The organism is Rheinheimera sp., from assembly GCF_020217005.1.
GTDB lineage: Bacteria > Pseudomonadota > Gammaproteobacteria > Enterobacterales > Alteromonadaceae > Pararheinheimera.
This window is the reverse complement of sequence record NZ_JAIWOI010000356.1, coordinates 1-10,000: the sequence shown is the minus strand read 5'-3', so window position 1 is coordinate 10,000 and position 10,000 is coordinate 1. Positions and strand designations below refer to the sequence as shown.

General features: G+C 46.6%; 13 protein-coding genes. 1 reads left to right on the top strand and 12 read right to left on the bottom strand.

The genetic code is table 11. The features are described from left to right. A partial coding sequence (locus LDL40_RS17585; RefSeq protein WP_300996770.1) for an NUDIX domain-containing protein occupies positions 1-323 on the bottom strand: 323 nt, incomplete at its 3' end. A gap of 61 nt (positions 324-384) precedes the next feature. Here LDL40_RS17585 and yrfG point away from each other — a divergent pair. Beyond that, the gene (gene yrfG / locus LDL40_RS17580; RefSeq protein WP_300996769.1) at positions 385-1,062 is read left to right on the top strand and encodes a GMP/IMP nucleotidase; all 678 of its coding nucleotides are present in this window, start codon (positions 385-387) and stop codon (positions 1,060-1,062) included. A gap of 102 nt (positions 1,063-1,164) precedes the next feature. Here yrfG and LDL40_RS17575 read toward each other — a convergent pair whose 3' ends face one another. The 11 genes from LDL40_RS17575 to LDL40_RS17525 all read right to left on the bottom strand — a co-directional run. After that, positions 1,165-1,923 (bottom strand): type II secretion system protein N, encoded by a 759-nt coding sequence (locus LDL40_RS17575; protein ID WP_300996768.1) that lies wholly within the window; start codon positions 1,921-1,923, stop codon positions 1,165-1,167. Next, entirely contained in the window at positions 1,924-2,379 is a 456-nt protein-coding gene (gene gspM, locus LDL40_RS17570) for a type II secretion system protein M (RefSeq protein ID WP_300996767.1), read from the bottom strand. A 144-nt stretch (positions 2,380-2,523) separates the two neighbouring features. Continuing rightward, entirely contained in the window at positions 2,524-3,714 is a 1,191-nt protein-coding gene (gene gspL, locus LDL40_RS17565; RefSeq protein ID WP_300996766.1) for a type II secretion system protein GspL, read from the bottom strand. Then, a complete protein-coding gene (gene gspK / locus LDL40_RS17560) occupies positions 3,711-4,691 on the bottom strand; it encodes a type II secretion system minor pseudopilin GspK (protein WP_300996765.1) in 981 nt (326 codons plus the stop codon). The genes gspL and gspK overlap by 4 nt, the downstream gene beginning before the upstream one ends. Then, entirely contained in the window at positions 4,691-5,302 is a 612-nt protein-coding gene (gene gspJ, locus LDL40_RS17555) for a type II secretion system minor pseudopilin GspJ (protein ID WP_300996764.1), read from the bottom strand. The genes gspK and gspJ overlap by 1 nt, the downstream gene beginning before the upstream one ends. After that, positions 5,289-5,660 carry a type II secretion system minor pseudopilin GspI gene (gene gspI / locus LDL40_RS17550; protein ID WP_300996763.1) on the bottom strand — a complete coding sequence of 124 codons (372 nt, stop codon included), beginning with the start codon at positions 5,658-5,660 and terminating at the stop codon, positions 5,289-5,291. The genes gspJ and gspI overlap by 14 nt, the downstream gene beginning before the upstream one ends. After that, a complete protein-coding gene (gene gspH / locus LDL40_RS17545; RefSeq protein WP_300996762.1) occupies positions 5,657-6,295 on the bottom strand; it encodes a type II secretion system minor pseudopilin GspH in 639 nt (212 codons plus the stop codon). Before gspH ends, gspI begins: the two co-directional genes overlap by 4 nt. Before the next feature lie 3 nt (positions 6,296-6,298). Then, positions 6,299-6,736, bottom strand: a complete 438-nt coding sequence (gspG, locus tag LDL40_RS17540; protein WP_300996761.1) for a type II secretion system major pseudopilin GspG — start codon at positions 6,734-6,736, stop codon at positions 6,299-6,301. Positions 6,737-6,738: 2 nt separating this feature from the next. Then, the gene (gspF, locus tag LDL40_RS17535; protein ID WP_300996760.1) at positions 6,739-7,959 is read right to left on the bottom strand and encodes a type II secretion system inner membrane protein GspF; all 1,221 of its coding nucleotides are present in this window, start codon (positions 7,957-7,959) and stop codon (positions 6,739-6,741) included. Beyond that, positions 7,959-9,464, bottom strand: coding sequence for a type II secretion system ATPase GspE (gene gspE / locus LDL40_RS17530; RefSeq protein ID WP_300996759.1), 1,506 nt, complete (start codon positions 9,462-9,464; stop codon positions 7,959-7,961). The genes gspF and gspE overlap by 1 nt, the downstream gene beginning before the upstream one ends. Next, positions 9,464-10,000, bottom strand: a 537-nt coding sequence (locus tag LDL40_RS17525; RefSeq protein WP_367304344.1) for a type II secretion system protein GspD, incomplete at its 5' end; no start/stop codon positions are given. The genes LDL40_RS17525 and gspE, both read right to left, overlap by 1 nt.

Below are 10,000 nucleotides of genomic sequence, written 5' to 3'. Positions count from 1 at the left end.
GCTTTAAAACCAATTTCTTCCTGTAGTTCACGATTTGCAGCTTCAGTGACAGATTCGCCCGGGTCAATCAGCCCTTTTGGAAATCCCAACTGATAATCGTGTGTGCCGGCACAATATTCGCGGATCAAGTAAAAGCGATGTGGATCAGGACAGGCAACCACCATCACAGCCCCACGGCTGCCGCCTTTCATCCGTTCGTAGGTACGTTTTTCACCATTACTGAACTGCAAATCCAACTGTTCAATTTTAAACAACCGACTTTCAGCGACCAGTTTTTGATCTAAAATCTGCGGTTTTTCTTTGTCGCCGTCGCGCTGCGTCATAAAACTGCCTCTGCTACAATGGGCCATCGCCTTACTATAAATGGATTAGCTGGAAAAACCTATGCTGGACTGGAGACAAATTGATACCGTTTTATTGGATATGGATGGTACTTTGCTGGATTTACACTTCGACAACTACTTCTGGCTGGAACATTTGCCGAAACGTTGGGCTGAGATCAGCGGCATCAGCATAAATGAGGCCAAGCAACAACTGGAGGCAGAGTATCACGAGCTCAATGGCAAAATAGAATGGTATTGTCTGGATTACTGGACCCAAAGACTATCTTTGCCTATCACAGAGCTAAAGCGTGAAGTGATGGACAAAATTAAGATGCGTGCTGACACTCCGGCTTTTCTGACAGCATTAAAAAATTCAGGCCGAAAAGTGATACTGGTGACCAACGCCCACCCGGATTCGCTGTCATTAAAAATAGAACGGACTGAGCTTGCCCAATACATTGATACCCTGGTATCAACTCATGAATTTGGTGTCACTAAAGAACAGCAGGAATTGTGGCAGCAGCTGCAACGACGTTTTGGCTTTGACCCTGAACGCACTTTATTCGTCGACGACAGCCTTCCGATCCTGCAATCAGCTCAACGTTTTGGTATAGCTCATTTGTTAGCTGTGGCCAATCCGGACAGCCAGAAACCAAGCCGGACTATCACTGAGTTTCTATCTATAGAAGATTATTCTGAGTTACTGCCGGATATAAAGGAAAATCCGGTCATTCATTGAAGTTATAAGCTGGCAATCAATGAACGAAGCCCCAATCACAGAGGTGAATACCCGACTGGGGTCAAAGACTACCAGCCCAAAAATGGCGCCCTAAAGTGAGTGCTAACGGCTCTGCAACTTCAAAGTAAAACGCCCCTCAGCGTCAGGTCTGCTGACATATTGCATCGCCTGATGCACTTCTTTTGGCATACTGGCATCAGGTTTCATGGTGCCATTTAGTTGGTACTTGCCCTGCTCGCCAATAACAGCTGTTACATTGAGTGCCAGCGGATTACCTGGTTCAGTCACTAACTGTAGCTGGCCTTGTTCACAGCTCAGTCCGGCATCCAAGGCTTTTAAATCTATCCAGCCTGAAGGTGCAAGGAACTTTGCGTCCAGCCAGCTGGCTTTGCCCGCGAGTTGTTCACACCAAGGAGCTCCCATAGTGAAATGCTGAATATTCAACAACAGATTCCCGCTGGCAGAGACCTCAAAAGGTAAACGTAGTTTGAGTAACGGAATGATAGGTTCTACCGGCAAACGTAATTGACTTGAATTCAGCTCCAGGCCGGAGAAACCATAAGCAAGGTCAGCTTTGGCATAAGGCAAAGTTGGCTGACGGATCTGACCTATATCGAGTGACAAAGCCAGCTTGCCTGTGAACAAGGCCCAAGGCTTTAGTTGCCAGCTCAGTTGTGGCAACACATAACCATTTAGCGATACAGCTTGCACCTGACCTTGCCATAACGTGCCACTGACAGGGCCTAATTTCAGCTGTGATGGTAAGTCCACAAGCTTCAACCACCAGGCTGCTGGCGCTAACACCACTAGAAATACTAAATACAGGCCAATTGCAGCCGGGATTATCTTCTTATAATTCATTTACGACTCAACCAATAGACGCCGGACGCGCACCATACCAGGTGCATCTGCAGCAGTCAGATCCAACTGAACTATGCTGACATGATGCTGATACTGTAACTCATGTAGCCAGGTGAGTAACTGATCAAAACTAATATCATTTAACATCACCTGCATCTGTTCATTTTGTGGCTGCATCCGGCTGACCTGAATTTTATGAGAACGAGCGCTTGAACTGATAATATCCGTCAGACTACCCTGAGCTTTAGTTTGGGTTGAGACAGCCGGAAAGCTGCGAACTTGCTGTAATTGCTGACGAACCTGTTGCAACTGCTGTTGCTGCGTCTGATTACTTTGATGTAAAGGTGCCCATAGTAACCAATAGAATGCCGCCACAACTAGAGCTGCCGCTGCGCTCAGCATCAGTTGCTGCTCACGTTTTTGTAATGACTGCCACCAGTTTTGCAGTTGCTTCATACGGCACTTCCCTGTGTCCTACTCTTAAGAGCAGCCTGCGGCTGTGAAAATTGTCTATCCTGCCAATTTTTCATACGGTACCTCCCTGTACCCTACTCTTAAGAGCAGCCTGCGGCTGTGAAAATTGTCTATCCGGCCAATTGTTCATACTTTCACCTTCATTGCCACAGTACCTTGTACTTTGCCACCTTCGTTACTTAAAGCACCTTGTTTTACTTCAAAACCTCTTTGCTCCAGACGATTTTTTAAATTATCAAAGCGTTGAAAGCTGTCTGCTTCTGCCTGGAATCTAAGCTCACTGGTTTTCTGGTCGTACTTTAAATTATCCAGACGTATGTTAGTGGTCGCGGCCAGTTCCTGTTGCAGATCATTGAGCAGGCTGAATAAGCCAGTGTCCTGTGCTGAGCCAGCACCTTGTAACTTACGCGCTAGCTGCCGTGAAATATCCCGGGTGGACTCGGCTGGAAACCGGCTTTTATACAAAGTCACTAACTCAGTACGCTGCTGCTGTAACTGCTGGCCTTGTTGCCACACCTGAGCAGCTAACCCGACTAAATATAAAGCTAAACACCCCACCCCCACCAGAACGGATGTTTTCCAATTTGACCAGATCTGGTTTTGCGCTTTTTTCGGCGCATACGGACCTTGCAATAAACTAAAGCGCTGCTCTGGCAGTTGCTGAGCTAATAAAGCCAGAGGCAGTTCGGGTTCAGCCAATTCCACCTGTTGCAGGATATCCATGGGCCATGGGCTGTAACTATGGATCAATTCTATGTTCGCCAGGCTTAAATAGTCTGGCCACCAATTGGCCTCAATACTAGAGGCCTGCCACTCTCCCTGGCGCAATAACCACTGACCAGATAACTCAATAGCTGAAGCAGCTTGTGGCTGCAAAGGTAATAACAGCGCATCAGGCAATAATTGCAAAGGCTGGAATCCTGCTGTGAGTAATGAAGCAACCCACTGATCAAGCTGAGTCTTTTTACATAAGGCGACTTGCTGCCAGTATTCCTTGCCCCGTTGCAGACATAAACCTAAGGCGAGATACAATTGCTCAATATCTTCGGCATGCTCTTCCTCCAGCATATAAGGCAAAGCTTGCATTATTTGCCTGTTTGGCTTGGATGGTAGCTGCACTTCACTTAACACCACATCTGCCGCGGGCACTAAAGCTGTCACAGGGCGACGACCTAAGCGTTCAGATAAAGCAGGCAGCTCATCCGCAGAGGACAGTTGACCTGAAGCAATAATCTCTTTGTTTATGGCGGACCAAACTAACCAACTGATTGGTTGCTGTGGCTGACTACCCAGTCTTATTATTAATTGTTCGTTCACCACTGGCCTCCAAACCGCCGCGCTAACACTTTTACTTTTTGCTGCTCATCAATGACCAATACGGAAGCCAGATTAAAAATGCTGTCCATATAAGTAACAGTGGTTTCGAGCACAAAATAATTAGAATTGACTGTTACCATAGCCTTCACTTCATCAGTGACAGTGATCCCCGCGAATTGAGGACTGGCCCATACTTCATCTATGGTAGCAAAACCTTCTTCCGGTCTGCTCCCGATCAGATCCGCTGCTGCAGATTCATCCAATTCAGGAATAAAGGCGGCCAGTAAGGCCGCGTTCTCCACAGTCAAAGTATTAATATTCAGTTTACTATTGCTAACCTTCGGGATAACGCAAACCCAGGGCTGCAGCAGTTCATAATCTGCTGGTGTTAAATCCAGCATGACCCTAAGCTCAGACTTTGAGCCCATTAAACTATTCGCCGTATAAAAGGGCATCTGTAATCCGGCATAGTCGTCCTGCTCAGCGCCGCCTGCAGTTTGCAATAAGCTGTCCGCATCCAGCCAGTCGCTGACCCGCGCAGTTAAATACTCAGCCGGCATAGACAAATCCGTGGCTTTTAATTCAAGCAACCGCTGAAAAGCTTTTTGGCTTGTGGTCTGGCCTGCACCGACCTGCTGCTGATCCGCTGGCCGCTGCAAATTATTCAAGTTAAAACAGCTTTGCAAATCAATCAGCTTGCCAGTGATGCTGCCATTATCAACGGGAAAGGTAGCGCCAAGCTGTGCCCAATCCTGTGATAAATTTACTGTTTCTTTCCCTACCACTGTACGTTTTAGCAATTGAATACTGGCCTGTTCCGCTGCGATTCCATACCAGTATGCTTGCTGTTGTTGTTGCAAGTTCTGCTGACGTTGCAGCTGAAACTGTAAACGACCACTCATGCCTACAGCAATAACGACGACAAAAGCAACGATCATCATCACTACAACTAATGCCACACCAGCTTGACGACGCATTAGCTTAACCCACTTATCAGAGTGTAAAAACGTTGCATCTCGCCCAGTTGCTCATGGGTGATAGTTAACCGAAGCGCTTTTGGCAACTTAGTCTCGGTCCAATTTTCCTGCCAGCTATCGTCTTTTAAAAACTCAACCTTAAAGCCAGTAATTTTATCCAACAAAGGTTGCACTTTGAGCTCGCTGCCTGTGACCGCATCTGGGTACAAACTAAAAAGCCGTTCTATTTTACCTTCACGCAATCGGTAGGCTACGAGCTGAATTTCACTGCGGGGCAACACCATACCTGGGTTACGCCAGCCATTGTGAACAAAACTAAAGCCACCCTCTTCACTCTCCAACATCAGCTTAAAGCCAACCAAGGGAAATTTTATCGGTTCTTCCCCGTCCACCCGGATTTGCCTTGCACTGATTTGTGCCAAATCCCGGTCTAAAATCAGGAAAAAACGCTGGATCTGCGCCAAACGCTCTGCAGCCTTTTTTGATGCGGCATCAGACTCTGTGACACTGGATAACACACTGGCAGAAGCCAATCCAACAAGCGCAAATATTGCCATTGCCAGCAACATTTCGATAAAGGTAAATCCCCGCAATGAGTTAACCTTCTGCATCAGATTTACCGACAAAAGTTTGCAATTCATACAGGACTTTTTCTGGTTTATCGGCCAGACTCACCTTCACTACGACAGCGCTAAAATTAGCGTCTGGGGTTTTGCGGATTTCCTGCTGCCATAACCAGCTTCGATTAGCAAATTCCACCGTCTTTTGTTCATTTTTCAGTGGCCAACTTTTTTGCAGAAAAACCGCATTCAACTGATTTTCCGCTATATAAGACGCGAACGTCATATCTTCCAGGTGAGAAATGGAATTCATGTGCTCAGAAGCTGTTTTCATCACAGCTACACCTGCTGTGGCAAATACCGCCATTGCGATCAGCAATTCAATCAAAGTAAAGCCGGCGCTTTTCATGGTCTGTCATGTTCCACTGCAGATTTACTCAACGGAATACTGTACTCGCCTTTGAGCACCTGATACCAAAAAGGGCTCTCGGTCTCATCTGCCAGCACCAGCTGAAAGGGGCTGATGTCGCCTGACGATAAAATATAGATGTTAGGCAACAAAGGTTTCTCACGACTTTTTACCTGACCTTTGACTTTATCGTCTTTATCCGCTTTTTCATCTTGTTCTTCGGCCGCTTCTTCTTGTTGTTCGAGCAACTCTTCCTGCAGCTTACGGAACTCTTCCTGCCCTAAAATGCTGTCTTCAGCCCAACTTAAGCCTTCCAACTCCAGTTCGGCCTGAACGGCATCGGGCCAGGCATGAAACTGCATAAACTTAGGTTCCCCTACCTCCAGCCATTTTTGGCCATCATGGACCAGGAACTGATAGCCTTTTTTATTCAGCAATAAGCCAAAGTCTGTCTGTTTTAAAACTGCAGTCTCTGAAACTACCTGTACCAACTGCTGTAACCTGTCAGTCTCTTTTTGCAGACGCGATGTTCTGGATTCAGTGACAAAATTCACCACCACGTAGGATGCCATTAAACCTAATAACAACATCACCAACATAATTTCCAGCAATGTAAATCCGCGGTGGCGTTTCATTTTTTAGTTTTGCTGCTCTTCCGGTGCATCCAGATTCCAATTGCCTATATCGTCATCTGTACCAGCAACACGATCGGGCCCCATAGAGTACACATCAATGCGCCCCATCTCACCCGGGCTCACCAGCACATAGTCATTGTCCCATGGGTCTTTTTGCAGACGTTTAATAAAACCGCCTTCCGGGAAAGAACGTGGCATAGGCTCTGAAGTTGCCTGAGTGACTAATGCCTGCAAACCTTGTTCAGTAGTTGGATAAAAGCCGTTGTCTAACTTGTATAAATCCAGCGCATTCTCCAGCTGTTGAATATCCACTACCACTTTTTGTTTAGCAGCTTTTTCCTGGTTACCCATTAAGTTTGGCACCACCATACTGGCAATGACACCTAAAATCACTATAACCACCATCACTTCTAATAGGGTAAAACCCTTTTGTTGTTGCATTTTTAACCTCCGACTAAATTGTTTAATGCCAAAATAGGCTGCAGAATCGCCATTACAATAAATAAAACTATGCCAGCCATCACGGCAACTAAAACAGGTTCAAATACTTTTAACGAAACGGTCACCAGAGTCTCAAACTCTCTATCCTGCGTATTAGCTGCACGTTCTAACATGCCATCGAGCTGGCCACTTTTTTCGCCTGAAGCGATCATATGCAGCATCATAGGAGGGAATAATTTGGTTTGCTCCAGCGCATTTTTCAACGAAGAACCTTCACGCACTTTTAACGTAGCTTCGGCAATAGACTGGCGCATATAACTGTTATCCAGCACATCTGCGCTAATGCGCATAGCCTCCAGCAAAGGTACGGCGCTGGCGTTGAGAATACTCAGAGTACGGGCAAAACGAGCGGTATTTAAGCCACGACTAACCTTTCCAATCAGCCCCAGCTTCAACTGCCGGGTATCAATTTTCAATTTAAACGCTGGCTTTTTCAGTGCTCGTTTAAAGGCCGCAACGGCAAGAACAATAGCCAGTAAAACAAGGAGACCATAAGAGCGCAAGAAATCACTGGCCGCTATTAAAAACAAAGTTGAACCAGGTAAACTTTGTCCCATATGCTCAAACTGGCCGACAATTTGTGGCACTACTGCCGCCAGTAAAATACTGATCACTGCAATAGCAAAAAACGTCAGAATGGCAGGATAAAGCAATGCCTGCATAATCTGACTACGCATATGCTGACGCTGCTCAGTATAATCGGCCAAACGGTTTAACACCGCATCCAGGTGACCTGACTTCTCGCCTGCGGCCACCATGGACGTAAACAGATGGTCAAATACATAAGGAAACTCGGCTAAACCTTCAGCCAGACTGTAACCTTCAACCACTTTAGAGCGCACTGACATCATCATGCTTTGCAAACGGGCTTTGTCACACTGCTCAGAAACAGCCAGCAAGGCGCTTTCTATCGGCAAGCCAGCTTCAATCAGCGTCGACATCTGACGGGTGATCAGTGCTAATTCACTCGCTTTGATCCCGGATTGAAACCATTTTTTACCGGATGCCAGTAACTTTTCCTGACGGGAGGCTAGTTCAAGACTCAGAGGTGTCAGTTTTTGCTCACGCAATAGCTGACGGGCCTGACGGGCATTATCGGCTTCCAGTACACCTTTACTACGACGCCCCTTGGCGTCCATGGCCTGGTATTCAAAAGCTGGCACTACAGATCCTCTCGGGTCACACGCAATACTTCTTCCAGCGTGGTTTCACCTGTTAATACTTTGCTGAAACCGTCCTGACGGATACTAGGGCTTTGAGTCCGGATGTATTTTTCAATGGCCTGCTCGCCTTTACCGTTATGGATGAGTTCTCTGGTATGCTCATCGACCACCAGTAGTTCATGAATCCCAGTCCTGCCACGGTAACCCGTGTGATTACAATGCTCACAGCCTACAGCACGATAAATCACAGTTCCGTCTTTTTTTGTAACGCCAAGTAAAGCCCGCTCTTCTTTATCAGGTTCATGAGCTTGTTTACAGTGCACACATAAAGTACGCACCAGGCGTTGTGCTAAAACACCTAACAAGCTGGATGATAATAAAAAAGGCTCAACGCCCATATCTTCCAAACGGGTAATAGCACCAGCGGCTGTATTGGTGTGCAGCGTACTTAAGACTAAGTGGCCTGTTAAACTGGCCTGCACCGCTATTTGTGCAGTCTCTAAATCGCGGATTTCACCGACCATCACCACATCAGGGTCCTGACGCAAAATTGCACGCAAACCGCGGGCAAAAGTCATATTGACCTTGGTATTCACTTGCGTCTGACCTATGCCTTCCAGCTCATATTCAATAGGATCTTCAACGGTCAGAATATTCCGGTCTTTGGTATTGATCTCAGTTAAGCCGGCATACAGCGTGGTACTTTTACCTGAACCCGTGGGACCTGTAACCAGAATAATGCCGTGAGGTTTTAGAATTTGCTGTGAAAAACTTTGCTGTACTGCAGCCGTCATACCCAGCTTATTAAGATCCAGATGCGAGTTGTTTTTGTCGAGTAAACGCAGTACCACCCGCTCGCCATGACTGGATGGCATAGTAGATACCCGCACATCCACAGCACGGCCAGCTATACGTAAACTGATCCGGCCATCCTGAGGGACACGCTTTTCAGCTATGTCCAGTTTTGCCATGACTTTGATACGGGAAACCAATAAACTGGATAACTTACGGTTGGGTTTCAGGACTTCCCTCAGCACACCGTCAACCCGGAACCGCACCACCAGATTTTTTTCAAAGGTTTCGACATGAATATCGGAAGCGCCGAGTTTAATAGCCTCACCCAACATAGCGTTGATCAATTTAATGATCGGAGCATCGTCTTCGTTTTCTAATAAGTCTTCGGTTTCCGGGATCTCATCAGCAAGGGAAGCTAAATCCACTTCGTTGCCAATATCCTGCATTATTTGTTGTGCTTCGGACGAATCTCTTTGGTAGGACGCTTCCAATAAAGCATCAAATTCTGTCTGTTGCAGCTTCTGCACTTTAAAAGGTGCAGACAATAAACGCCGCACTTCGAGCAAAGCTACAGGCGAAGTTTGCGGATTGACGTACAACAACCAACCCTCTGCCTGAGCCTGTAACAAGACACCAAAACGTTTAGCAAAACCAAAAGGCAATCGAACCTTGGCTGCTGGTTGCGTGCTGTTCAGATCTACAGCAGACATTAGTTATTCCCCTGCTCTGCAGGTTTAACCGCTTCTTTGTCCTGCGCTTGTTTTTTCTGCAGATACTCATCAAAAGTTGGTGGAATGATTAAGCTTTCATCAAATTCAGGCATAGCTGGAGTTTCTGCGCCAGGCATCAAATGAATGCCTTTATCGCCCTGAGCCAGTTGCTGAGCCCGCACATAGTTGTATTTACGCTGACTGACTTCGCTGAGCAAGCCATCGTCGCGCATAATGGTTGGCTTAATAAAAATCATCAGATTACGTTTACGTTTAGTTGAAGCCGTAGAGCGGAATAAGGCCCCCAGTAAGGGTATATCACCTAAGATCGGCACTTTAGATTCACTTTGCTGCACATCTTCATCAATCAGGCCACCTAAAACTACAGTAGCGCCATTATCGGCCAGCACCGTGGTTTTGATTTCCCTTTTTGCGACTATAGGGTTGCCTTCAATATCACCGTTACGGCCTGACACTTCCTGCTCTATGGTCAGCTTAACTGCGTTGCCTTCGTTAATCTGCGGAGTCACTTTCAG

What these genes read in the sequence shown, in the direction of transcription:
- gspJ (WP_300996764.1), bottom strand. Translation starts at nt 5,302, where the DNA reads ATGCAGAAGGTTAACTCATTGCGGGGATTTACCTTTATCGAAATGTTG.
- gspG (WP_300996761.1), bottom strand. Translation starts at nt 6,736, where the DNA reads ATGCAACAACAAAAGGGTTTTACCCTATTAGAAGTGATGGTGGTTATA.
- gspK (WP_300996765.1), bottom strand. Translation starts at nt 4,691, where the DNA reads ATGCGTCGTCAAGCTGGTGTGGCATTAGTTGTAGTGATGATGATCGTT.
- gspH (WP_300996762.1), bottom strand. Translation starts at nt 6,295, where the DNA reads ATGAAACGCCACCGCGGATTTACATTGCTGGAAATTATGTTGGTGATG.
- yrfG (WP_300996769.1), top strand. Translation starts at nt 385, where the DNA reads ATGCTGGACTGGAGACAAATTGATACCGTTTTATTGGATATGGATGGT.
- gspE (WP_300996759.1), bottom strand. Translation starts at nt 9,464, where the DNA reads ATGTCTGCTGTAGATCTGAACAGCACGCAACCAGCAGCCAAGGTTCGA.
- LDL40_RS17575 (WP_300996768.1), bottom strand. Translation starts at nt 1,923, where the DNA reads ATGAATTATAAGAAGATAATCCCGGCTGCAATTGGCCTGTATTTAGTA.
- gspM (WP_300996767.1), bottom strand. Translation starts at nt 2,379, where the DNA reads ATGAAGCAACTGCAAAACTGGTGGCAGTCATTACAAAAACGTGAGCAG.
- gspI (WP_300996763.1), bottom strand. Translation starts at nt 5,660, where the DNA reads ATGAAAAGCGCCGGCTTTACTTTGATTGAATTGCTGATCGCAATGGCG.